We start from the raw sequence: 24,034 nt of genomic DNA, 5'->3' as shown, positions 1-24,034 counted from the left end.
AGCTGAAAATGAGCGATACCACCGAACTGAGCAGGCGCGACCCGTCAGCGGTCGCGCGCAGCGAAAGCCGGCCCTCCGCACGGCGGATGACGATTACTCCCGCTGTCGATATCTACGAGAACACCCAGGGCGTCACGTTGTGGGCGGACCTCCCCGGTGTTACCCGGGACAAGCTCGATGTGCGAGTCCATGACGGCAATCTCGCCATCGAGGCTGAGGCGGTTGTGCCGACACCGGCAAATCTGCGGCTGCAGCATGCTGAGGTTCGTGAGCCGCGCTTTGCGCGCACGTTCACGCTCTCCCCGGACTTCGATACCTCGAAGATCGAGGCGAGCCTGAAGGACGGCGTACTGAAGCTCACGATTCCGCGCCGCGACGAGGCGCGCCCGCGACGAATCGAAGTGCGGACGGGCTGAGGTCGGCGCGCGGGCAACAACGGCAGGAAGCACCGGGTGGCGGCTGCCTGGCTGCCACCCTCTGACAGCGGAGGCCCGTCGACGGCAGATAAACGGCGGCGCGGGAGGCAAGTAGAGCGGCAGTTGCACGGTATCGATCTGCTCCTGAAGCCTGTCGAAAAGGTCCATAAAGCCCCCGGTGACATGTTGCAGGGCCACTTGAAATTTCCGTTCCTTGCGCTATTTTATGCATCGCTCAGGCAGTCGCGATCAAGCGCTGCGTGTTTCGATTTGTTTGTCGGCGGGGTTTCCCACGGGCAGGCGGACTGGAGCGCGTGGTTCCGTTCGTCTTTCGTGCGCGGCCCCGGTTTCAGGGAGCCAGTCATGAGCGATCTTTTCTTCAGCACCGATCTGCTGGGCGAATTCGACCGCCTGCAACGGCAGATGGCCAGCGTCTTTGCGGGCTTGCCCGCGAGCCTGCGCGCCACGCGCAGCGAAACCTTTCCACCCGTCAACATCGGCAGCACCGACGACAGCCTCGAGATCGTCGCGTTCGCGCCAGGACTCGATCCCGCCGCCATCAACGTTTCGATCGACAAGGGGGTGCTTGCGATCAGTGGCGAGCGCAAGCCGCCCGGACCTGAAGCGGACGATCAGACCCGCGTCTACGCCACGGAACGCTTCATGGGGGCATTCCGGCGCGTGATCGAGCTGCCGCAGCACGCGGACCCCGACAAGGTCAGTGCGCGCTATGTGAACGGCTGCCTGACGGTGAGCGTCGGACGTTCCGAGGCGTCGAAGCCACGCGCCATCGCCGTCCAGTGAGCCCGGCGCAAATGGAGTACGTGAAAGCACGGAGGACATCATGAACGACAGCACTGAACTGGCCGCCCGTGAGTCGCGCACTGACGTTGCCTCGCGCGAGGGTGCGCAACCTGCGAAGCAGCTGACCCGGATCTCACCTGCGGTTGACATCTTCGAGGACAGCCGCGGCATCACGCTATATGCCGACCTGCCTGGTGTGCCGCGCGAAAAGCTCGACGTGCGCGTGCAGGACGGCAGTCTGAACATCGAGGGCGAGGCAGTGATTCCCGTTCCATCAGGACTGCGCCTGCAGCATGGCGAGGTGGTCCACCCGCACTTCAGGCGCGCCTTCACGCTCAGCCCCGATTTCGACGCCTCGCGCATCGACGCACAGTTGCGCGATGGCGTCCTGAAGCTCACCGTTCCTCGTCGTGAGAAGGCAAAGCCGCGACGCATTGAGGTGAACGTTGGCTAGGCGTATGCACAGGGGCAAGGCCGGTCATGCGGCGTGGACCGGGCGGCCCGCGCCGCGTGACCTGTCACGCGGAGGTATTTATGGACGACGTACGCAGCGAATGCTGGAGGGGCTTCGTGATCGAGACCCGCGCGTTTCCGGTTCGGCACTATGCGCTGCCTCATGCCGGCCGCGATACGTACGTGGCCGTCGTGCGCATCCGGCACGCGGAGCAGATGGTCGCGGACTGGCATCTGCCGCGCTACGCCCAGCACTGGGCAAGCGTGGACGAGGCGCATCGGGAGACGGTCGAGTACGCGATACGCGCCATCAACGCAGGCTGTCTGAACGACACGGGTTCGCCGGCGCGATTCCTCGCGTGAGCGCGCCGCGTTGCATGGTAGCGCAGCCCCTTTCCGGCTTGCACTACGTTTCGTTTTTCTGCAGGGGACCGCTGCTTTCGGGACCCTGCCTTACGGGAGAAGAAAATGCTCAGTCCACACGAATTTGCGACCCTGATGCTGGTTCGTCAGGCGCCGGACCAGCTCGACATGGACCGCGCCGAACTCGACGCGCTGCTCGAACGCCAGCTGGTCATGCTGGAACATTGCGCCGAGGGCGCACGCCGCGCATACCTGACCGGGAAGGGCCGAACGTTCCTCGACGCGCTTCACCCGGGCGACGCAGCCCGCCGAAGCCGGAAGACCGCCGGCAACGGCAGTGGGGAGAGGCCGGAGCCGTCCCTCGTGCCGGGCAGCCAACCGGCGGATATCGTGTTGCCGGGACATGCAGGCTGAATGGGTGTGCGATCACAACGCCTGGCTTGTCATCTCCGCGGTCGCGTGTGGGCGCGAGGTTACCGTGAAATTCTCCGGTAACCCCGGTGCGATACAGGTCGTCGTCGGGCGTCCAACCGATGGCCACCCGAGCGTGCAGGTCGGGGAATGACACGTGCTGCGCTTGACGGACTGGACGCGAATTCCGCGTGTCCGGTGATGTTTCGGAAATGATGCTCAGCTGGAGATGTCATATGCAAACGGACAAAGTCATCGAGTATCACGGCTGCGAGGTCCGGCCGGTGGTCACCGCCACCGGGAGTGGCCGTTACGCAGCCGCGGCCGTCGTCACCGACCGGGCGGGCGAAATACGCACGCTCGGTGTCGATGGAGATTTTGCCAACGCCCAGGAGGCACGCGATGAAGCGCTGGAGCTTGCCGTCGCGTGGATCCAGCAGCGCTCGGTCGTTTCAGACCGGTATGTCCGACGAACCTAGCCGCCAATCAGCAACTGCCGTCCGGACGCACGGTGAACAACGGCGGATTCGAGGGTCGATCCGAGTCCGGTTCGCCGTGCTTCCGGAACTGTTTGGGCACAAGCCACATCAAGGAAAAGAGAATGACAGATATTGCAGTCATCGATCCCGACGACGAAGACGCGCTTTATGAACGCATCCGGCTCCTGCTCTTTAGCGCTGACCTGCCGGTGCAGCGTCTGCAAGCCGACATCGACGATATCGGACGTTTCACCACGCCGGATGTGCGCTCACCGCATCTGCACCTGGTCGAGGCCATGCCGCCGCTTACGCCCGCTGCGGAAGCGATCGTGCGCGCCATGATCCGCGCATACGGCATGGAGCTGTTCGGGCGCGGCAGCGCGAATTCCGGGCTGCGTGCCTTGATCAAGGCTGGACCGGTCAAGTTTGGACAAACTGCCTTGATGCTGGGGCCTGACGCCCCCGTTCCGGTGCGTGCCCGTCCACTCGTCGAGGCGTTCAACCGAATTTTCGAGCGCTACCCCGAAAGCGGCTTCCCGCAGGCGCGATACTTTCTTTCGGCTATTGGGCTGCCAGTCGGCCGCGACATGAATTCGCGAGTGCGTCGCTCGCTCCAGCGCAACTAGCACAGGCGTCATACAGCCAAATATCCCGCGTCGGGAACTTCGCTTCATGTCATAGCGGTCACCGAAATCATCGGGCTGATGCGTCACTGGAAATCGATCAGCACGGAACTGGAGTGTATGCAGCGGAACGATTTTTGCTGGGCATAACGTTGCTCGCACCGCTTTGGTCTTTCGGCGGCCGGGGCCTCCGATGCGCAAGGGCGCAGGCGATCCATACCTCCGGTGTCATCGATGAAAACTACCGACGTATTGACGGCAGGATCGGGCGGCCATGCCGACCACTGCGTGCACTTCTATGAAGACGACGCGCCGCTGATCCGGCGCGTCGCGGACTTCGCGGAAGAAGGGCTGGACGCCGGCGGCAGCGCGATCCTGATTGCAACGGAGCCGCATCTTGCCGCGCTTCGGGCGCGCCTGAGCGGTCGCAGCATCCGCGGCGATCCTGAGGCCCGCGAGTCGTCACTCGTCATGCTCGACGCGCAGACGACGCTCTCAGGTCTGAGCGTTGACGGCTGGCCGGACGAGCGTCTGTTCGATTCGACGGTCGGTGCCATTGTCGCCCGCGCTGCGCAACGCAGCGGACCCGTGCACGCGTTTGGCGAGATGGTCGCGCTGTTGTCCGCGCAGGGCCGGCATGACGCAGCCCTGCGGCTCGAGCACCTGTGGAACGCGCTGGGCACCCGGTACCACTTCTCGCTGATGTGCGCCTACCCGCAACGCCTCTTTCCGACTGGCGAAGAAACTGGCGTTTTCCGGCACATCTGCGACGCCCATACGCGCGTGCTGCCAGACGACATTTTCACCGCCGATTCGCCAGCGGAGGCATTCCGGCACACTGCGCTCTGGCGGCAAAAAGCGGGCGCCCTGGAGGCGGAAATCCTGCGCCGGCAGCGCGCCGAGCGACAGCGTGACGGCATGCTGATGAATTCACCTGTCGCCTCCGCACTGCTCGTCGGTCCCGATCATTGCTTCCGCCTCGCGAATCTCGCCTACGCGGCGCTGGCGGGTCATGATGACGTCATCGGTTGCCGCTACGCCGACGTGTTTCCCGGGGATCATGAGATCGTACAGGCGTTGCGGCGCGCGTTCTCGCGCGGCGAGGCGGTCGTCATCGACGAACACCGCCGTCACGGAGCCGCTGGCGCTGGGCGCGTGTTCACCGTGCACATCAATCCGCTGCATCCGGAAAGCGGCCAGCCCGTCGACAGCCTGATCCTGACGGCCGTTGACGTTACGGAGCATGTGCGTACGCGTGAACGGCTGGAACGACTGCATGCGGAACGGGCCACGCTGGTCGCTGATCTCGAGCAGGCAGGTCGCGTCAAGGATGAATTCCTCGCCATGCTGGGTCACGAACTGCGCAACCCGCTGGCACCGATTGTCACCGCGCTGCAGCTGATGCGGCTGCGCGGAGAAACGGCAGTGGCCCGCGAGCATTTGATCGTCGAGCGCCAGGTGGACCACCTCGTCCGTCTGGTCGATGACCTGATGGATGTTTCCCGCATCACACGCGGCGACGTGGTGCTGAAAAAGGAAGCCGTCAATGTTCGGGAGGCGATCGCGAAGGCAGTAGAAATGGCAAGCCCGTTGCTCGAGCTGCGCGGGCACGCCCTCGAGGTCGATATCGGGAGCGACATGATCTGCGACGCAGATCCCGTGCGCTTCGCGCAAATCATCAGCAATCTGCTTACGAACGCGGCACGTTATACCGATGCGGCGGGCAAGATAAGCGTAAGAGCTTCATGCGACGGTCAACATGTCCAGATCCGCGTACGCGATAACGGCATGGGCATCGCACCGGACTCGCTCACGCAAATCTTCTTGCCGTTCTATCGCGGCAACGCAGCCGACGGACGCGGTGCAGGCGGACTGGGGCTCGGTCTGGCGCTCGTGAAAAATCTCGTCGAGCTGCACGGCGGCTCGGTGCGCGCGACGAGCGACGGGCCCGAATGCGGCAGCGAATTCACCGTCGAGCTGCCGCGCGGCAACGTCGAACCGCTGCCTGCCGATGCGAAGGGCGGTATGGCGACTGTGACGGCAGCCGCGGGGCGGCGGGTCCTCGTGGTCGACGATAATGAAGATGCGGCCCTTGCGCTCGCCGAGTGGCTGCGGATCCATGGTCATATCGTAGAGACGCTTCATGATCCGGTCGCAGCCCTGCAATGCGCGCCGTCAATCGATCCTGACGTCGTCGTGCTCGATATCGGCCTTCCTGGCATGGACGGTTACGAATTGTGCAGGCGCTTACGCACCCTACTCGTCTCGCGGGCGCGCACGTACGTGGCGCTGACCGGCTACGGGCAGGACGGCGACCGGGCGCGCAGCCGCGCCGCAGGCTTCGATCACCACTTCGTGAAGCCGTTGCAGCCGCCCCTGCTTCTGGATATGATCCTGGCCTCGCCAGCAGGCAGGGAGCGAAAGTGATGCCATCTCGCCGAACATTGCGGTTTGTTCGCGCGCACACCGACGTTCATTCCTCACAGCCTGGGTCCTCGCCCCTCCGAGCCGTATGTGCAAGCTCGCCGGGAAATATCGCGGACGGCAAGGCGGCTCCGCGACGCACGCCGCCCGCATGGGAGCGTCCAATCGGGACGCCTCGGGACAGTACACGGTCTTCCGGCGCCCTCGCCTGTTACCCGCGCCCCGATCTGCGCGACTCCTCGCAGGCTTCATGAGTAAGTATTCCTATCTAAACCGTAGGAACGTACCCCCGCGTCGCCCCGACGAACGGACGTTCACGCACTCCCAATCGGGCTCTACCCGGTCTTCGGTTCAGTTGAAGTCTTTGTAGATTTATCGACTCGCGCCTGATTTCCTGGACCAGGTACCTGGCACGAACTCTCCTTCGGCGAAGAACCACGCCGACATCGTCCGTGCCAGTTCGAGCACGACTTCCGCGTCGGTCCGGCCGGAGGATGCGCGCACGTGGAACGAATGATCTGCGTCGTCCACCACATGCAGCGTGGCGCGTGGCCCCAGCGTCTCGACGACCGACCTCAGCAGGTGAAGCTCGGCCAGCTTGTCGCGTGTGCCCTGCAGGAAGAGAATCGGCACCGTGACGTCCGCCAGGTGCCGTGCCCGCTCCACGCCGGGCGCGCCCGCCGGGTGCAGCGGGAATGCGACGAAAGCGAGGCCACGCACGCCGTCGAGCGGTGCGATGGCTTGGGCCTGGGACGTCATGCGGCCGCCGAACGACCTGCCGCCCGCGAAGAGCGGCAGGTCTGGCAGCCGCCGGCGGCCCTCTGCGACTGCTGCCTGCACGGCAGCATGTGCCACGGCCGGCGAGTCCACCCGCCTGGAGCCCCGCTCCATGTACGGAAACTGGTAGCGCAATGTGGCGACATTGGCCGACGCAAGCGCGTCGGCCAATGACGACATGCCGGCATGCTGCATGCCCGCCCCGGCACCGTGCGCGAAGACATACAGGGCTCGCGCGTCCTCCGGCACTCGGAGGAGCGCAGAGACCTTGGTGCCGTCGGGCACTGCCAGGGAAAGCGATTCTGGGTCGTCCATGGTATTCAGGTCGTGTCGTTGTGGCCATTGCGCCGATTCTGCATCAAGCGGTGTAATTGCACGCCTGCATCATTGTCAGCGAACTGTTACGACACTGCAATCAGCGTCAAAGGAAGTTCTCGAAGGGCAGTTCATTTAAAGGGCGAAGCGGCCAATCGTCGCCACCGCTAATAATATTTAGGTATCCAATTTACTGAATGCAAACATATTGAATAACATGCATTTTGGTTGCGTTCACGCGTGTTTAGGATATGGTAGATTCGCAATCGAATCCTTCCGGGTTTCTTCTTGACAATTCGATCTGCCTACCTATTATTAGCGAGGCTTAATTACAACTCAACCGACAGGGCACAACTAGTAGGGCATTGACTGTTCGGGGCCTCGCTGTCCAACATTTATCGTCGATGGGTCGGTTTCCCAAGGTCGAGTTCGTCTGACCTGGCAAGCTTCCACCGGCGGGTATTGGAGGGGCTGGCATGGCTGCAAGATCGATTCGTCGCGCATCGTTAAACACTTATGCAGGCGTCGCGCGCGGTCAATTGGCGACATCGCTGACGACGCGGCATCAGCGGCTCAACCCCCTCAACATCCTCCATGCCGTCTGGCTCCTGGGCCTGTCACCCGCGTCGGCGCTGGCACAGCAGATACCCACTGAACTGCCCAATCTCTCCGGGAGCGGAACCATCGACACTCCCCCCAACCACGTCCTGATTGTTGGCACCGACGGCACCGACACCGCTTTCTCCGGCACGATCAACAACGCTGGCGTTGCGAGCGATCCCGTGTCGCTACAAGGCCAGTTTGTCAAAACCGGGGCCGGGACGATTACGATCAACGGCGCGACGATCCAGGGCGGCTCGGCTTTCGTGGTGGGCGGTGGACTGGCGCTCACCAACGGCAGCACCGCGATCGACTATCTTTCGCTGGGCACCGGATCGACGTCTTCGGGCACGTTGAACGTGAGCGGCGGCACGCTCACGTTCAACTCCGCGCTTCAGGTCGGCGACTTCGGCGGCACAGGCACGGTGACGCAGACCGCGGGCAATGTCGTCTTCGGTACGCCGGGCACACCGGTGTCGCTGAATATCGGCAATCAGGGCGGAACGGGCACCTACAACCTGTTGGGCGGAACGGTCACGTTCGGCACCAGCGTCACCGACTTCGTGACGCTCGGGCGCAATACGCAAGGCAACCCGAGCAGCGGCACGCTCAACCTGAGCGGCGGCACCTTCAACGTGGCCAACGGGTCGCTGTTCCTCGGCTCGAACGTCGCGTCAACGGGTACCGAGGGCACCGGTACGATCAACCAGACCGGCGGCACCCTGGCAATCGGCAACGGGTCGAGACTGTTCCTCGCGGCCGCCGGCAACGGTACGTACAACCTGTCGGGCGGCACACTGCAGATTGGCGGGAATTCGCTGTTCGGCGACTTCAACAATCTGGGCGGCACGTATGCATTCAACCTCGGTGGCGGAACGATACAGGTGGTGGGTTCGGTGCTGAACGCAGGCGTCAACGCAACGCTGGTCGGCGGCACGACGTCGACCATCGACACCAACGGCATCGGCGCGACATGGTCCGGCGTGCTTTCCGGAAGCGGCGCGCTGACCAAGGTCGGCAACGGCGTGCTCACGCTGACCAATGCGAACACCTATACCGGCATGACGACCATCTCGGCCGGCACGCTGGCGCTGACCGGCAACGGCAGCATCAATCTGACCAGCGGGATGTTGAACAACGGCACCTTCGATATTTCGGGCGTCACGACCACGCCGATACCGGGGATCCCGACCGGTGTCGTGCCGCTGCCGAACCTGTCCGGCAGCGGCACCGTGATCGATGGCACGAACATCCTGGTGGTTGGCACCGATAACACGAACACCACCTTCTCCGGCACGATCGTCAATACCGGCACGGTGAACGACGCGCTGCACGGCATCTTGGTCAAGACTGGCACAGGGACGTTCACGATCAACGGCGCGCGGATTCAGGCCGGCTCGGCTTTTGTCGTGGGCGGCGGACTGGCGCTCACCAGCGGCAGCGCCGCGATCGACTATCTTTCGCTGGGCCTCGGCAATGCGCTGGCGACGCAGGTGCCCGGATCGACGTCGTCGGGCACGTTGAACGTGGGCGGCGGCACGCTCACGTTCAACTCCGCGCTTCAGGTCGGCGACTTCGGCGGCACAGGCACGGTGACGCAGACCGCGGGCAACGTCGTCTTCGGTACGCCGGGCACGCCGGTGTCGCTGAATATCGGCAATCAGGGCGGAACGGGCACCTACAACCTGATGGGCGGAACGGTCACGTTCGGCAACAGCGTCACCGACTTCGTGACGCTCGGGCGCAATACGCAAGGCAACCCGAGCAACGGCACGCTCAACCTGAGCGGCGGCACCTTCAACGTGGCCAACGGGTCGCTGTTCCTCGGCTCGAACGTCGCGTCGACGGGTAGCGAGGGCACCGGTACGATCAACCAGACCGGCGGCACCCTGGCAATCGGCAGCGGGTCGAGACTGTTCCTCGCGGCGGCCGGCAACGGTACGTACAAGCTGTTGGGCGGGACACTGCAGATTGGCGGGAATTCGCTGTTCGGCGACTTCAACAATCTGGGCGGCACGTATGCATTCAACCTCGGCGGTGGAACGATCCAGGTGGTGGGTTCGGCGCTGAACGCAGGCGTCAACGCAACGCTGGTCGGCGGCACGACATCGACCATCGACACCAACGGCATCGGCGCGACATGGTCCGGCGTGCTCTCGGGAAGCGGCGCGCTGACCAAGGTCGGCAACGGCGTGCTCACATTGTCCGGCCAGAACACCTATACCGGTGTGACCAACGTTCGCGGTGGCGTGCTCAATCTGACCGGCTCGTTGCAGTCGCCGGTCAATGTGGAAGCGAACGGAACCCTGGGCGGGGCAGGAACGGACTTGAATACCGTCACCAATGCCGGAACGGTTGAGCCGGGCTTCGGTCTCCCAGCGGGGCAATTCGGTGTGATGACCGTCAAAAATTATGTGGGGGCCGGCGGCACGCTCGCGCTGCGCACGTTCCTCGGTCTGGATGGCTCGCCGTCGGACAAGCTCGTCATCAACGGCGGCCGCGCCGACCCTTCAGCCGTACGCGTCACGAACGCCGGCGGCTCCGGTGGGTTGACGACGGGCAACGGCATTCTCGTCGTCGAGACAACCAACGGTGGCACCACGGCGTCGGATGCCTTTACGCTCGCTGGCGAGGCGCGCGGTGGCGCGGAAGACTATCGTTTGTTTCGCGGTGGCCTCAACAGCAGCAATCCCGAGGACTGGTTTCTGCGCTCCTCGTTCGTCGTGCCGCCTCCACCGGGGGGAGGCGAAGAGGAACTGGAACCGGGAACCGGCACCGGGCCCCCACCGGATCCGCTGCCGCCTGGCATCTACCCGATCATCGGGCCGGAACTCGCCACCTACGGCGTCGTGCAACCGGTCGCCCGGCAGATGGGTGTCGAGATGCTCGGGACGCTGCATGAGCGCATCGGCGACACGCTTACGACGCAGAGCGGCGCAGCGGGCGGTTCGGGCTGGGCAAGCTCCGCATGGGGACGCGTGTTCGGCGGCCAGATCGACAACCACTACGAGGCCTACGCCGATCCGCGCGCGAGCGGCGGAGTCGGAGGCTTGCAGACGGGTCTCGACGTATGGCGAGGAAGCTTCCTGCCCGGCCATCGCGATGCGGCAGGCGTCTACTTTGCATACGGCTACGGCAGTGCCGATGTCGATGGCCTCGTCACCAACGCCGCGACAACCGGATACGTGCTGGAGCACACCGGCTCGATGCATCTGAATGCCTACACAGGCGGTGGCTACTGGACGCACTACGGCCCCAGCGGCTGGTATCTCGATGCAGTCGTGCAGGGTACGCACTACGACGGCGCCGCGACCACGCAGTTCGCGAATCTGCCGGTTCAGGGTACGGGCTTCGTGACATCCCTCGAGGGTGGCTACCCGATCCCGCTGCCGCTCGGCCCGGGTTTCGAGCTGGAGCCGCAGGCGCAAATCATCTGGCAGCATGTGTCGTTCTCCGACACGAACGACGGTCTGGGCGACGTGTCCCTCGGCTCCACGTCGGGCGCGACTGGCCGTCTCGGCGTGCGCGCGAAATGGACCATCGAAGGCAGCCATGAAGCGGTATGGCAGCCCTATATGCGTGCCAACCTGTGGCGGGATTTCAATGCCCAGGCCACCACGACCTTCGGCAATGAACCGGTGCCGCTGAATGTGCAGGCCACGCGGCTCGAGCTCGCCGGCGGTGTCACCGCCAGGATCAAGGATCGGCTGAACCTTTACGGACAGTTCGGCTACCAGTTCGCCGTAAGTGGAAGTAGCAATGTCCGCCGCAGTGGCGTCGAGGGCGATCTCGGCGTGCGCTTTCTTTGGTAGGTAACGCTGTAACTAGCGCTGCGACGTGTCGAGCGGCGCAGTCTATGTCGCGCGTACTCGACATCGATGCGCAGTTCTCGTTCTCTCGTCAAAGGCCGCCGCTGCACCGCGCGTCAGGTAAACCCCGCATGGCAACCTTGAAGTCCGGTGTTTAACATCCCACGACGTTACCGGTAACGTCGCATGGTACGCAAACATGCTTTCTGGCGAGGCACATCACTATAAGGAGACGGGAATGCGTCCATCGGGAGTCGCCGTGCGTGCACTGTACGCAGGCGTCACATTGCTCACGATTGCGTCGATCTCAGGTTGCGCGCACAACCAAACGGCTGCCACCCCCGATGGATTGCCGCTCGCAGCCGCTCTCACGCAGGCCGTGCCGCAACTGAAAAGCGTGATGGCCGCGCATTTCAAGGTAGGCGCGGCGATTGAACCCGATTCCATCGACAGTCCCGCCGACGCCGCGCTGCTGGCCGTCCAGTTCTCGAGCCTGACCGCCGAGAACAAAATGAAGCCGGGCACGATAGGCGTGGCCGCAGGCGAGTACAACTTCGCGCCGGCCGACCAGATCGCGGCGTTCGCGCAGGCGCATGGCCTGGCCGTGCGTGGGCACACGCTGGTGTGGCATTACAGGAGCGGCGAATGGACCGAGGCGCCGGACTGGTTCTTTGCAGGCGACGCCAAAGATCCGCATTATCACGATATCGTCGCGGCACGGCTCCAACGCTATGTGACCGATGTCGTCACGCATTTTCGCGGCAAGGTCTATGCATGGGACGTCGTGAACGAAGTCATCAGCGACGACCCGCATCAGGTCTATCGCGAAGACAGCCCGTGGTATCGCGCGCTCGGCAAGGACTACATTGCAATTGCGTTCCGCGCCGCGCGTGCGGCCGACCCTGACGTCAAGCTCTATATCAACGAGTACAGCACGGACGACGCGGCCAAGCGCGCGAAGCTGCTCTCCGTGATACGCGATTTGCGTGCTCAGGGCGTGCCGATCGATGGCGTCGGGCATCAAATGCATATCAGCATCAACTGGCCGCCGCTGCAAAATATGAAGCAGGCTTTCGACGACGTCGCCGCCCTCGGACTCGAAAACCAGGTGACGGAACTCGATGTCAGTCTCTACAGCGACCCGGGCGCATGCTGGAGCCATCCGCCTGCGTGCTTGCCCGATCTCGGCCAGCCGGTGCCGAACGACGTGATGCGTGCGCAGGCGCAGCGGTATCGCGCGGTGTTCGATCTGTTCGAGCACGAGCCAAGCATCAAGGCCGTCAGCTTCTGGGGCTATTCGGACAAGCACACGTGGCTGACCTCCATACCGGTGCCGCGTACCAATCTGCCGCTGCTATTCGACGCGAACCTGAAACCGAAAGCCGCGTTCTGGGCAATAGCCGATTCATCGTGGCAGCCGTAAGGCGGATGGCGAAATTGATAGTCCACGATCTTTCCGCCGACGTCCAGGCATCCGTCATATTGCGGCGAGAGAGCTTCGAACAGAATGCGGTCGTCTGGGGGCCATCGGAAGAGAGAGATATCGGACCAGGCCGTAAGGCCCATATGGCGGAAGGCAGCCAGAGTCGAACTGACCCGGGAGCGGCTGACGCCCCCAACCGGGTTTGAAGCCCGGCCGTACCACCGGATACGAATGCCTTCCTTCGTGAAACCCAACCACCTGCAACCACACGCACATATCGATGTGCCTACAACCATTCGCGCATCCGGCTGTCGTGCCGTAGCAGATGCGTATCGCGCTGAAAGCGAGTATATCCAACGCGGTCGAAGTACTCCAGAATCTGGATCGCACGTTTGCGGCCCAATGCCGTGGCGTCGCGAAACGCCGCGGCGTTGACCGCACCGCCCTGCTCCGCGGCAATCTGTGCGACGGCACGCGCGAGCGTCTGCACCATGTCGCGATCGTAGAAGAGATCGCGCACGACCTGATACACCATACCCAGGCGCGCAAGCTTGCGCAGCAGCGCACGCACCTTCTCTTCCGGCTGCCGCGTCTCACGCGCGAGATCCCGCACCCACGGCGGATCGAAACGCCCTTGTGCGAGCAGCGGCATGAGGCGCGCGGCGAGCGCTTCGTCTTCGGCGTCGAGCGTCACCGCGTGTGACGGCAGATGCAGCCACGGCCCGCTGCGTGACACTCGCCTCTCGCGCTCGAGCGCTTCGATCGCGGCGCGCCACACCGCATCGCTCACGAGCGGCGCCGCCATGCGGCGCAACCGTGCCGCGTCCGGCCCCTGCTCATCGGGCGAGCGCGCATGAAACTCGGCGAGCGCCTCGACAATGCGTTCGGTGAGCCTCGACCAGTGCGCGTGTGCGATCACCGCGCCTTCGTCGTCGCGTCCTTGCGGTGCGATGGAAATCGCATCGGCGGGCAAAGCGAGCGCAGCGTCGTCGTAACCGGTCAACTGCGTCAACGTCGCGCGCGCAATGCCACGCGGCGCTTCTTCGATCAGCGGCGCCAGGCTCGCTTCGTCGAGCCATGTGCACAACGCGTCGAGCCAGGCACGCCGTTCTGGCGTCCGGCGCCGCCGCGACGGACCGAATGGATCGAGCACACGCCCGCCACCTATGGTGTGGTTTGCCTGCGCGTTGCGGACAATGAAGCGGTCCCCCGGCAACGCGTGCAACGGCGCTTCGAAGACGAGCTGCACTCGGGCAGCCGCGCCCGGCGCGAGCGTTTCGCCTTCGAGCAACGCAACGTTCGCCACGCGATGCGTCGTGCCGAGATGCACATGCAGCGGCGACCAGTGCTGCAACGTGATACCCGCGTCGTCGAGCAACTGCAGTTCGACGTCGAGACGCACGGCCGGCTCGGCCAGCCGCGCATCGACGATCCAGTCCCCGCGCTCAATCTGCTCTTTGTCGATGCCCGCGAGATTGAGCGCGCAACGCTGGCCGGCGTGGCCTGAATCGCCCGCCTGTACCGCTCGGTTCTGCGCATGCAGGCCACGCACGCGCACAGGCGTGCCGGCAGGTGCGAGCACGAGCGCGTCGCCCGCCTGTACGCGCCCGGCGAATACGGTACCCGTCACCACCGTCCCCTGGCCCGTCAGCGTAAATACGCGATCCACGGCGAGGCGAAAGAGTCCATCGTCTCGTCGCGCCCGCCATGTACTCGCGCGCTCGCGCAACCAGGCGTCGAGGCGCGCCACGCCTTCGTCATGCGGCTGCGTGGCATTGGTCTCGAATACGGGTGCGTCCGCAAGCATCGTGTCAGCGAGCCACGCGGCGATTTCGGCACGCACGGCGTCGAGCTGCGCCGCATCCACGCGATCGCCCCTGGTCAGCGCGATGGCGCCTTGCTGCACGCCCAGCAGTTGCAGAATGGCGAGATGCTCGCGCGTTTGCGGCATCACGCCGTCGTCGGCCGCAATCACGAGCAGCGCCAAGTCGATGCCGCACGCACCCGCCGCCATCGTATGGACGAGCTTCTCATGGCCGGGCACGTCGATGAAGCCCAGCACGTCGCCGTTGGCGAGCGGCAGGTACGCATAACCCAGTTCGATCGAAATGCCGCGCGCCTTCTCTTCTTTCAGGCGGTCGGTATCGACGCCGGTCAACGCGCGGACCAGCGTGGTCTTGCCGTGGTCGATGTGCCCCGCCGTGCCGACGATCACAGACGCAGCTCCGCGAGTTGCGCCACGAACGCCGCTTCGTCCGCGGGTTCGAGGCAGCGCAGGTCCAGGCGCAGGGCGTCGTCGGCAATACGGCCGATCACGGGACGCGGCAGTTCGCGCAAGGCGCGTTCGAGCCTGAGCAGCGCACGGCCACTGCCGCCCTTCCCCGCATGGCGCACGACGAGCCCGCTGCTCGGCAGCACGTCTACGGGCAGTGCGCCGCTACCGATCTGGCTGAACATCGGCTCGACGCTCGCCGCATACGCTTCGCCTATGGCGCGCTGAAACGGGGGCAGCGCGCGCTGCGCGGCCTCTTGCATTTGCAGGGCGGGCCGCGTGAGCAGGCGCAGCGTAGTGAGCCGTTCCTGCAGGAATTCGGGCGCTCGATAGAGCCGCAATACGGGCTCGAGCGCAGCGAGCGTGAGCTTGCCGACCCGCAACGCGCGCTTGAGCGGGTGCTTCTTGATCTTCGCAATCAATTCCTTGCGACCGACGATCAGTCCCGCCTGCGGGCCGCCCAGCAGCTTGTCGCCGCTGAAGGTCACGAGGTCCGCGCCCGCTTCCACGGTCGCGCGCACCGTGGGCTCGGCCGGCAAGCCCCACTGCGCGAGATCGACGAGCGTCCCACTGCCCAGATCGACCGCTACGGGCAGGCCGTGCTGACGCGCTAGCGGCACGAGTTCATCGAGTTCGACACTCTTTGTAAAGCCACTGATCGCGTAGTTGCTGCAATGGACTTTCATCAGGAGCGCGGTGTGCGCGTTGATCGCCGCTTCGTAATCCTTGAGATGCGTTCGGTTCGTCGTGCCGATCTCGCGCAAGCGTGCGCCCGCCCGGCTCATGATGTCGGGAATGCGAAATGCCCCGCCGATCTCGACCAGTTCGCCGCGCGAAACGACGACCTCCTTCCGATTGGCGAGTGCGCTCAACAGCAGCAACACGGCCGCCGCGTTGTTGTTCACGACGGTCGCGGCTTCTGCCCCCGTCAGTTCGCAGATCAGCGAGTCGATCAGGTCGTCGCGGTCGCCGCGCTTGCCGCTCGCGAGATCGAATTCGAGGTTTGCGGGTTGCGTGAGCGCCTGCACCACCGCTTTCACGGCCTCGTCGGGCAGCAGCGCGCGGCCGAGATTCGTGTGCAGCACCGTGCCCGTGAGATTGAAGACGGAACGCAGGCGGCTTTGCGCGCGTTCGGCCAACCGTTGCGTGGTCGCCTCGATCACGCGCTCCAATGAAAATGGTTCGGCATCCTTGTTTTCATGCGCCAGAACGCCAGCTCGCACATCGCGACGCCAGCCGTCCTGCGTGGCGCGAATCGCGTCGATCACCTGGGTGCGTCCGTACTGCGCGATCAGCGGCTGCGCTTGCTCCGAGGCAATCACGCGCTCGACCGCCGGCATTTTCGCGAGCAGCACATGCAGGGCGTGCGCATCGTGCTCCGCTGCTTGTCCCACGGCTTCACTCATGGCGTGCGCGGCTCCTTACTGGTCGCCCGGCACTTCGGGCCATAGCAACGGATTCGGGCTCGCGCGACGGTAGCCCGCGTCGCTCATCAGCAGATCGAGCGTGAGGCTCGCCAGGTCGTCCGCGAGCGGCTCGAAATCGAGGTCCTTCTCCTGATAGCCGATCTTGCGGTACGTATGGCATTCGTCGCACGATTCGGCCTTGAGTGCGGCATTGCCGCCTTCGATGCCGTGATACGCAATGCCCTTGGTCGAATCGCAGTTCGTGCACTTCACGCGCACCACGTGAGCCTCGGTGCCGCACAGGCCGCATTGCGCAAACCGGTAGCCCTGATACACGCCGCCAATGCGCACGATGCTGGCAACGGGCGGCGAGCCGCACACGGGACAGACGCCTGGCGCATCGACATAAGGCACGTCGCGTACGTCGATGCGGCTCGCGAGGTCGGTCCACACCACCTGCAGCGCGGCCATGATGAACGGCGCGGTGGCGGGCGCGACTTCGGTGTAGCGCTGGGCGAGAACCGCATCGGCCTGGGCATCGAGTTGCCCTTCGTTCATGGCGCGCAGGTCGCCCAGCACTTTCGCGAGCGCAGGCGCAACCGCTCCTGCCGCTTCGACCCGATCGGCAAGACGCGATAGCACGGCGCGCCATTGCGGATCACGCTCGCCCGAAAGCGCCGGCAGGATCGGCATGGAGTGATGCTGCGCGTTCGTAATCGCTTCACGCGAAGGCATGGAGGCGCTGCAATGTTCTAGCGCCTCCTGCTGCGCGTCGACGAGCGCCGCCATGAGCCGCACGTAGCCGCCAATGGGATTGTGGTCCGCGAGATGCCGCAGGCGCACGGCGCGCGTACTGAAAAAGGCGACCCGTTCGGGCAGACGAATGCGCGGAATGGCCGAAGGATCGAGCGATTCGATTTGCTGCGGGTCGAGAATGCGTTGCGTCACGACGGGTCGACTCCAGAACGGCTTCACGAAGAAAAAACCGCCGTGCCCTCGCGGGCGCCGGCGGTTTGCCGCTCGCGCCGCCACTGCCTTCGCCAAACGGCGCGGCAGGCGGCGCGCAGCCGGTGCGTTACTTGATGCTCTCGCGGAACCAGCGCGGATGATGCTTTCTCGCCCAGCCCCAGGTGACGTAACCGCGCGTCATCGCGCCGATCGACCCCTTCACCCATATGGCTGCATAAATATGAATGATGATGCCGCAGATCAACACGAATGCCGCTACCGCATGCACCAACGCTGAGAGCCGGATAATTTCGATCGGAAAGTAGACCGAAAAATATCGCCGCCAGATCACGATGCCGCTCAAGAGCAACAGCACGAGGCAAACCACCATCACAAAGAATAACAGCTTCTGGCCCGCATTGTAGCGACCGATCTCGGGCAGCCTGTCTTCGCGGTTGTTGAGCACGTCGCCCATCTGTTTCATCCACTGGATGTCGTCCTTGTCCAGATAGTTGTGATGCCAGAAGCGCAGCGCAAGGATCAGGAACGAGACGAACATCACCACGCCGATGAACGGGTGCAGAATGCGCGTCCACTGGCCACCGCCGAGCACCGCGTACAAAAATGCCATGGCCGGGTGAAACATCGCGAGGCCCGAGAGCGCGAGCAGGATGAAGCAGATTGCGGTGATCCAGTGGTTGCTGCGCTCGTTGGGCGTATAGCGCTCGATCAGTTGCGGTTCATCGTCTTTCATCGCCGCGCTCCTCCGGTGGTTCGCCACGCATGCGCCGCGCCTCTTCGCGCGCCGCGGCTTCGTCTTCAGCCGTCACTTCGTTCGGGCCGACCCGCGTGTAATGGAAGAAACCGGCCAGTGCGGTGAGCGCCATGATGGCGAGCCCAATCGGCTTGGCCACGCCCTTCCAGATCCGCACCATCGGGCTGATGTGCGGATCCTGGGGCAGTCCGGCATAGAGCGACGGCCGGTCCGCGTGATGCAGCACGTACATCACGTGCGTGCCGCTCACGCCCGGCGGATCATAAAGCCCGGCGTTTTCGAAGCCGCGCTCCTTGAGGTCCACGATGCGCTCGGCCGCGTGCTGCTTCATGTCTTCCTTGGTGCCGAAAACGATCGCACCGGTCGGGCAGGTCTTCACGCACGCGGGCTCCTGTCCCACGGCCACGCGGTCCGAGCAGAGCGTGCATTTGTAGACGCGGCGTTCGCTCGACATGCGAGGAATATTGAACGGGCAGCCGGTAATGCAATTGCCGCAGCCGATGCAGTTTTCCTGGTGGAAGTCGACGATGCCATTTGTATATTGCACGATCGCGCCCGGCGAGGGACACGCCTTCAAACAGCCCGGGTCCTCGCAATGCATGCAGCCGTCCTTGCGGATCAGCCATTCGAGGTTGCCCTGCGAGTTCTCGTATTCCGTGAAGCGCATCACGGTCCACGAGTGCTCGGTCAGATCGTGCGGATTGTCGTAGACGCCCGTATTGATACCGATTTCGTCACGCAGATCGTTCCACTCCATGCACGCGGTCTGACACGCCTTGCAGCCGATGCATTTGGAAACGTCGATGAGCTTCGCGACCGTGCCAGTCACCGGCTCGCGCACGCCGGGTGGCTCCGAGGTAGTCGCGGAGAGGCGTTTGACGTCAAGTGATTGCCATGCCATGTCGTCGCCCCCTTATGCCTTTTCGACCTTCACGAGGAACGACTTGAACTCGGGCGTCTGCGAATTGCCGTCGCCCACGGGGGGCGTGAGTGTATTCGTCAGATAGCCCGGGTGCGTGAGCCCCTTGAAGCCCCAGTGCAGCGGTACGCCAACCTGATGCACGGTCTTGCCCTCGATGGTCAACGGCTTGATGCGCTTGGTGACGACCGCCACCGCGATCAGATAGCCGCGATTGCTCGACACCTTCACGCGCTCGCCCGCCACCACGCCCACCTCCTTCGCGAGCGCCTCGCCGATCTCGACGAACTGCTGCGGCTGAATGATCGCGTTCAGCCGAGCGTGTTTCGTCCAGAAGTGGAAGTGTTCGGTAAGCCGGTACGTGGTCGCCACATGCGGGAACTGCTGCGCGGTTCCAAACGTCTTGCGGTCGTCGGGGAACACGCGCGCCGCCGGATTGCTCGTGGCGAGCGGGTTGTTCGGGTGGAACGGGTTATAGCCGAGCGGATTCTCGAACGGTTCGTAATGCTCAGGGAACGGACCTTCGTTCATGCCGTCGCGGGCGAAGAAACGCGCCACGCCCTCGGGGTTCATGATGAACGGCCCCATGCCCTGATCGGGTGCCTCATCGGCTTTGAAGTCGGGTATGTCCGCACCCCTCCATGCGCTGCCGTTCCAGGCAATCAGCTTGCGGGTGGGATCGAAGGGCTTGCCCGCCACGTCGCACGAGGCACGGTTGTACAGCACGCGCCGGTTCGCCGGCCACGCCCAGGCCCAGTTGAGCGTCTGCCCGATACCCGTGGGGTCGTCGTTGTCGCGCCGGCCCATCTGGTTGCCCGCCTGGGTCCACGCGCCGCAGAAGATCCAGCAGCCGCTCGCGGTCGTGCCATCGTCCTTCAACTGGGCGAACGCCGAGAGCTGCTCGCCCTTCTTCACGAGCACCTTGGTCGGATCTTTCGCGTCGGTCTGGTCGGCGAGCGCGCGGCCGTTGTACTCCCTCGCCAGTTCCTCCGGCGTGGGGCTCGCGGGATCCGAATACGGCCAGTCGAGCTTGACGATCGGATCGGGCAGCTTGCCGCCGTCCTTCTGATACGCGGCGCGTACGCGCAGGAACAGGCCCGACATGATCTCGAGGTCGCTCTTCGCCTCGCCCGGCGGCTCCGCACCCTTCCAGTGCCACTGCAGCACGCGGCTCGAACTCACGAGCGAGCCGTTTTCTTCCGCAAAGCACGTGGTGGGCAAACGGAACACTTCGGTTTGAATCGAAGTCGGATCGACATCGTTATAGTCGCCGTACTTCTTCCAGAACTCGGCAGTCTCGATGGCGAGCGGGTCCATGATCACGAGCCACTTGAGCTTGCTGAGCGCCGAGACGGTCTTGGCCTTGTTCGGGGAAGAAGCGAGGACATTGAAGCCCTGGCAGATATAGCCGTTGACCTTGCCCTGATTCATCAGCTCGATGGTCTGCAGCAGGTCGTACGGCTTGTCGAGCTTGGGCAGCCAGTCGTAGCCCCAGTTGTTGTCCTTCGTCGCCGCGTCGCCCCACCACGACTTCATGAAGCTCACGAAGAACGCGCCGTAATGCTGCCAGTAACTGAGCTGGTTCGGCCGCATGGGCTGCGACGCGCGCTTCTTGATGTAGTCGTCGTAGTCCTGCTCCGCTTCGGACGGCAGCGTCATGTAACCCGTGAGCAGGTTCGACATGAGCCCGAGGTCCGTCAGCCCCTGGATGTTCGAGTGGCCGCGCAGCGCGTTCATGCCGCCGCCCGCAATGCCGATGTTGCCGAGCAGGAGCTGCACCATCGCGCCGGTGCGAATATTCTGCGAGCCGATCGAGTGATGGGTCCAGCCGAGCGCATACAGGATCGTGCCCGCGCGGCCCGGCACGGCGGTGGTCGCGAGCATTTCGCACACCTTGAGGAATTTGTCCTTCGGCGTGCCGCACACTTTCTCGACCATTTCCGGCGTGTAGCGCGAGTAATGCTGCTTGAGCAGCTGGTACACGCAGCGCGGATTCTGCAGCGTGTCGTCGGTCTTCACGAAGCCGTCGTCGCCGAGCTCGTAGTTCCACGACGACTTGTCCGGGTACGAATGCTTTTGCGGATCGTAGCCCGAAAAAATGCCGTCGTTGAACGCGTAGTCTTCGCGCACGATGAACGAGAAGTCCGTGTAGTTCTTCACGTACTCGTGCTGGATCTTGTCGTTGGTGAGCAAATAGTTGATCACCGCGCCGAGGAACGCGACGTCCGTGCCGGTGCGGATCGGCGCGTAGAAGTCCGCGACCGATGCGGTGCGCGTGAAGCGCGGATCCACCACGATGAGCCGTGCACCGCGGTGCGCCTTTGCCTCCGTGACCCACTTGAAGCCGCACGGATGCGCCTCGGCCGCATTGCCGCCCATCACCAGAATCACGTCCGCATTGCGAATGTCGACCCAATGGTTCGTCATCGCTCCACGGCCAAACGTCGGGGCAAGACCTGCCACCGTCGGGCCGTGTCAGACACGCGCCTGGTTGTCGAATGCGAGCAGGCCCATGCTGCGGGCCACTTTGTGCGTGAGATAGCCGACTTCGTTGCTGCCTGCCGATGCAGCCAGCATGCCCGTGGTCAACCAGCGGTTCACGGTCTTGCCGTCGGCGGTCTTCTCGACGAAGTTCGCGTCGCGATCTTCCTTCAACAGCTTCGCGATCCGGTCGAGCGCTTCATCCCACGAAATGCGCTTCCACTCGTTCGAGCCGGCCGCCCGGTACTCGGGATACTTGAGGCGGCTCTCGCTATGAATGAAATCGATCAGACTCGCGCCCTTCGGGCACAGCGTGCCGCGATTGACGGGGTGATCGGGATCGCCCTCGATATGGATGATGCTCGTCGTAGCATTCTTCGCGCCATCGCCGAGACCGTACATGAGGATCCCGCAGCCAACCGAGCAGTACGGGCAGGTATTGCGGGTTTCAGTGGTGCGCGCCAGTTTGTATTGTCGGACCTCGGCAAGTGCGTTGTCGGGCGCGAAACCCATCAACGCGAGGCTGGAACCCGCCAGCGATGTTGCCGTGACCTTGAGGAACTGGCGCCGGGACATCTGCAGCATGATTCGTCCTCGGCTTGATTGTGGGTTTTTTCAGTATAAGACGTTTTGGGAGACGGATCGCGCTGGATGCTCGCGAGCGTTACGCGCGTACAGCGCGAGCTCGCCCGGGAACCGCGCTTGCTAATATCGAATGGCGAATGAACCATCTTTGTGACGAAAACGAACCACTGAAGCACCACCGCGGGGCGCACCATCATGTCAACGCTTTCCACCGAACGACTGCAGTCCGCCGCACGCAAGGAAGCGTCGTGGGTGGTGGGCGCGTTGCGCCAGTTCATCGCCAATCGCTGCCCGTCGCTCGCGGCGAGCATCGCGTTCTATTCGGCGTTTTCGCTCGCGCCGACGCTGGTGATGGTGATTGCCGTGGCGGGCTGGTTCTACGGCGTCGATGCCGCGCGCGGTGAACTCTTCCGCCAGGTCCACAACGTGCTCGGCGACGACGCGGCCGCGGGCATCACCACCATCGTGCAGAACGCGCATCGGGCGGGCGGCAAGGGCGGCGTCGCGGCGATCATCTCGCTCGCCCTGCTCGTGATCGGCGCGTCCGCAACCTTCTCCTCGCTCAATTCCGCGCTGAACATCGTCTGGCCGCCGGACGGGCAGCGTCCCTCCAGCGTGATGGCGCTCGTGCGCGTGCGGCTCATTTCGTTCAGCCTCGTGCTGGGCGTCGCGTTCCTGCTGATCGTCTCGCTCGTGCTCGACACGGCTATTACGTTCGTCGGTCAGTGGATCTGGGGCAATTCCCCTTATGTGATCATCGGCAACCTGATGCAGCTTGCCGTGGGCCTCGTAGTGCTGGCCGTCGCCTTCGGCGCCCTGCTGCGCTTCCTGCCAGACGCCGACGTGCGCTGGCGCGACGCGATGGTGGGCGGCGTCGTCGCGGCGGTGCTGTTCTCGGCGGGCAAGAAGCTGTTCGCGCTCTATCTCGCGCACGCGGGCATGGCAACGGCCTTCGGCGCCGCCGGCTCGCTCGCGGTGCTGCTCATGTGGCTCTATTTTTCAGCGGCCGTGCTCCTGCTGGGCGCGGAATTCTCGGCCGCGCGCGGGCGTATGCACGATCCGCGCGGCGCTTGGGGTTTCCTCGAGGAAACGCCACCCGGCAGCCGCGCCAAGCTGGCCTCGGTGCTCGCCGCCTCCACCATCGTCGCGCGGCACGACACGAAGCGTGGGGACCGCCCCGCTGCGTCGGCGCCGCAGGCCGTGCCGATCGGAAACGGCGGCGCAGCCGCCCCGGCAATGCCTGCGGCTCTGGCGGCAGCTGTTTCGGCAGACAAATCGACACTATCGGAAACCCCGCTCGGCGCGATTCGGCGCGCGAGCGCGCATGGTGGCCCATTCGGGAGGCTGAAATCGGGATTGCATATCCGCCGTTCGGTCGTGCGCATGGAAGACAGCGCCACCTACGCGGCCGCGCTCACGCTGGTTCACGCGGGCCGCACGGTCGCCGCCGCCGACCGCTATGTGAAGCGCCATCCGTGGGGTTCGGTGCTGTTCGTCGCGAGCGCGGCGCTCGCCATGACAACCGCCGGCAGGCGCCGCCACCCCCATGCCGCCGCGCCAATTAAGGCTGCTACCAAAGGTCGCAACAAGGCGCAAAAATAACGGCTGTTTACGGAACTTTTATCAAAACCAACAATAATGCTCGATCAACAATCCAATATTTCTTGAAACGGCATAATGGACGGAGTCCCCGCCTGACAAGGGATTCTGGCCGGTGTCAGGTTTTCGCGACAATCTTTATTTTTTCATTT

The 24,034-nt window shown here is 64.1% G+C and carries 18 protein-coding genes and 1 tRNA gene; 11 read left to right on the top strand and 8 right to left on the bottom strand.

Annotated elements, in window-relative coordinates; all coding sequences use genetic code 11:
* Positions 1 to 8: 8 nt before the first annotated feature.
* The 8 genes from BFD71_RS21180 to BFD71_RS21145 all read left to right on the top strand — a co-directional run bounded on the left by BFD71_RS21180 (position 9) and on the right by BFD71_RS21145 (position 5,976).
* Positions 9 to 416, top strand: coding sequence for an Hsp20/alpha crystallin family protein (locus tag BFD71_RS21180; RefSeq protein WP_069266266.1), 408 nt, complete (start codon positions 9 to 11; stop codon positions 414 to 416).
* 363 nt (positions 417 to 779) lie between these two features.
* A complete protein-coding gene (locus BFD71_RS21175) occupies positions 780 to 1,220 on the top strand; it encodes an Hsp20/alpha crystallin family protein (protein ID WP_069266265.1) in 441 nt (146 codons plus the stop codon).
* A 40-nt stretch (positions 1,221 to 1,260) separates the two neighbouring features.
* On the top strand, positions 1,261 to 1,674 hold the full coding sequence (locus BFD71_RS21170; protein ID WP_069266264.1) for an Hsp20/alpha crystallin family protein: 414 nt from the start codon (positions 1,261 to 1,263) through the stop codon (positions 1,672 to 1,674).
* 80 nt (positions 1,675 to 1,754) lie between these two features.
* On the top strand, positions 1,755 to 2,036 hold the full coding sequence (locus tag BFD71_RS21165; protein WP_069266263.1) for a DUF6566 family protein: 282 nt from the start codon (positions 1,755 to 1,757) through the stop codon (positions 2,034 to 2,036).
* 105 nt (positions 2,037 to 2,141) lie between these two features.
* Positions 2,142 to 2,450: a hypothetical protein gene (locus tag BFD71_RS42240; protein ID WP_256094838.1), complete on the top strand. Its 309-nt coding sequence runs from the start codon at positions 2,142 to 2,144 to the stop codon at positions 2,448 to 2,450.
* Positions 2,451 to 2,683: 233 nt separating this feature from the next.
* Positions 2,684 to 2,926: a hypothetical protein gene (locus BFD71_RS21155; RefSeq protein WP_069266262.1), complete on the top strand. Its 243-nt coding sequence runs from the start codon at positions 2,684 to 2,686 to the stop codon at positions 2,924 to 2,926.
* Positions 2,927 to 2,958: 32 nt separating this feature from the next.
* Positions 2,959 to 3,552, top strand: coding sequence for a hypothetical protein (locus BFD71_RS21150; RefSeq protein WP_256094837.1), 594 nt, complete (start codon positions 2,959 to 2,961; stop codon positions 3,550 to 3,552).
* Positions 3,553 to 3,783: 231 nt separating this feature from the next.
* Positions 3,784 to 5,976 (top strand): ATP-binding protein, encoded by a 2,193-nt coding sequence (locus tag BFD71_RS21145; protein WP_069266260.1) that lies wholly within the window; start codon positions 3,784 to 3,786, stop codon positions 5,974 to 5,976.
* Between the two features lie 369 nt (positions 5,977 to 6,345).
* Here the strand turns inward: BFD71_RS21145 and BFD71_RS21140 are convergent, their stop codons facing one another.
* Positions 6,346 to 7,065 (bottom strand): alpha/beta hydrolase family protein, encoded by a 720-nt coding sequence (locus tag BFD71_RS21140; RefSeq protein ID WP_069266259.1) that lies wholly within the window; start codon positions 7,063 to 7,065, stop codon positions 6,346 to 6,348.
* 539 nt (positions 7,066 to 7,604) lie between these two features.
* Between BFD71_RS21140 and BFD71_RS21135 the strand changes: the two genes are divergently transcribed.
* Positions 7,605 to 11,477, top strand: coding sequence for an autotransporter outer membrane beta-barrel domain-containing protein (locus BFD71_RS21135; protein WP_069266258.1), 3,873 nt, complete (start codon positions 7,605 to 7,607; stop codon positions 11,475 to 11,477).
* A 235-nt stretch (positions 11,478 to 11,712) separates the two neighbouring features.
* The gene (locus BFD71_RS21130; protein ID WP_141710749.1) at positions 11,713 to 12,897 is read left to right on the top strand and encodes an endo-1,4-beta-xylanase; all 1,185 of its coding nucleotides are present in this window, start codon (positions 11,713 to 11,715) and stop codon (positions 12,895 to 12,897) included.
* A 144-nt stretch (positions 12,898 to 13,041) separates the two neighbouring features.
* Here the strand turns inward: BFD71_RS21130 and BFD71_RS21125 are convergent.
* From BFD71_RS21125 to fdnG, 7 genes are all read right to left on the bottom strand, one after another.
* A tRNA-Sec gene (locus BFD71_RS21125) sits at positions 13,042 to 13,137 on the bottom strand.
* A 46-nt stretch (positions 13,138 to 13,183) separates the two neighbouring features.
* A complete protein-coding gene (gene selB, locus BFD71_RS21120) occupies positions 13,184 to 15,112 on the bottom strand; it encodes a selenocysteine-specific translation elongation factor (protein WP_069266257.1) in 1,929 nt (642 codons plus the stop codon).
* Entirely contained in the window at positions 15,109 to 16,575 is a 1,467-nt protein-coding gene (gene selA, locus BFD71_RS21115) for an L-seryl-tRNA(Sec) selenium transferase (protein ID WP_069266256.1), read from the bottom strand. The genes selB and selA overlap by 4 nt, the downstream gene beginning before the upstream one ends.
* Before the next feature lie 15 nt (positions 16,576 to 16,590).
* Complete coding sequence (fdhE, locus tag BFD71_RS21110; RefSeq protein ID WP_069266255.1) at positions 16,591 to 17,523, bottom strand: formate dehydrogenase accessory protein FdhE; 933 nt, start codon at positions 17,521 to 17,523, stop codon at positions 16,591 to 16,593.
* A 127-nt stretch (positions 17,524 to 17,650) separates the two neighbouring features.
* Positions 17,651 to 18,277, bottom strand: a complete 627-nt coding sequence (locus BFD71_RS21105; RefSeq protein WP_069266254.1) for a formate dehydrogenase subunit gamma — start codon at positions 18,275 to 18,277, stop codon at positions 17,651 to 17,653.
* On the bottom strand, positions 18,264 to 19,199 hold the full coding sequence (gene fdxH / locus BFD71_RS21100; protein WP_069266253.1) for a formate dehydrogenase subunit beta: 936 nt from the start codon (positions 19,197 to 19,199) through the stop codon (positions 18,264 to 18,266). The genes BFD71_RS21105 and fdxH overlap by 14 nt, the downstream gene beginning before the upstream one ends.
* A gap of 12 nt (positions 19,200 to 19,211) precedes the next feature.
* A complete protein-coding gene (gene fdnG, locus BFD71_RS21095) occupies positions 19,212 to 22,283 on the bottom strand; it encodes a formate dehydrogenase-N subunit alpha (RefSeq protein WP_141710748.1) in 3,072 nt (1,023 codons plus the stop codon).
* Positions 22,284 to 22,478: 195 nt separating this feature from the next.
* Between fdnG and BFD71_RS21085 the strand changes: the two genes are divergently transcribed.
* Positions 22,479 to 23,885 carry a YihY/virulence factor BrkB family protein gene (locus BFD71_RS21085; protein WP_069266251.1) on the top strand — a complete coding sequence of 469 codons (1,407 nt, stop codon included), beginning with the start codon at positions 22,479 to 22,481 and terminating at the stop codon, positions 23,883 to 23,885.
* The last annotated feature ends 149 nt before the right edge of the window (positions 23,886 to 24,034 follow it).

This window comes from Paraburkholderia nodosa (assembly GCF_001718195.1).
GTDB lineage: Bacteria > Pseudomonadota > Gammaproteobacteria > Burkholderiales > Burkholderiaceae > Paraburkholderia > Paraburkholderia nodosa_A.
Note: the sequence above shows the minus strand (reverse complement) of the source record. Positions and strands in the feature narration are given on the sequence as shown.

Bases quoted from the DNA above. Each gene is read 5' to 3' on its own strand.
- BFD71_RS21180 (WP_069266266.1), top strand. From the start codon at position 9: ATGAGCGATACCACCGAACTGAGCAGGCGCGACCCGTCAGCGGTCGCG.
- BFD71_RS21175 (WP_069266265.1), top strand. From the start codon at position 780: ATGAGCGATCTTTTCTTCAGCACCGATCTGCTGGGCGAATTCGACCGC.
- BFD71_RS21170 (WP_069266264.1), top strand. From the start codon at position 1,261: ATGAACGACAGCACTGAACTGGCCGCCCGTGAGTCGCGCACTGACGTT.
- BFD71_RS21165 (WP_069266263.1), top strand. From the start codon at position 1,755: ATGGACGACGTACGCAGCGAATGCTGGAGGGGCTTCGTGATCGAGACC.
- BFD71_RS42240 (WP_256094838.1), top strand. From the start codon at position 2,142: ATGCTCAGTCCACACGAATTTGCGACCCTGATGCTGGTTCGTCAGGCG.
- BFD71_RS21155 (WP_069266262.1), top strand. From the start codon at position 2,684: ATGCAAACGGACAAAGTCATCGAGTATCACGGCTGCGAGGTCCGGCCG.
- BFD71_RS21145 (WP_069266260.1), top strand. From the start codon at position 3,784: ATGAAAACTACCGACGTATTGACGGCAGGATCGGGCGGCCATGCCGAC.
- BFD71_RS21140 (WP_069266259.1), bottom strand. From the start codon at position 7,065: ATGGACGACCCAGAATCGCTTTCCCTGGCAGTGCCCGACGGCACCAAG.
- BFD71_RS21130 (WP_141710749.1), top strand. From the start codon at position 11,713: ATGCGTCCATCGGGAGTCGCCGTGCGTGCACTGTACGCAGGCGTCACA.
- selA (WP_069266256.1), bottom strand. From the start codon at position 16,575: ATGAGTGAAGCCGTGGGACAAGCAGCGGAGCACGATGCGCACGCCCTG.
- BFD71_RS21105 (WP_069266254.1), bottom strand. From the start codon at position 18,277: ATGAAAGACGATGAACCGCAACTGATCGAGCGCTATACGCCCAACGAG.
- fdxH (WP_069266253.1), bottom strand. From the start codon at position 19,199: ATGGCATGGCAATCACTTGACGTCAAACGCCTCTCCGCGACTACCTCG.
- BFD71_RS21085 (WP_069266251.1), top strand. From the start codon at position 22,479: ATGTCAACGCTTTCCACCGAACGACTGCAGTCCGCCGCACGCAAGGAA.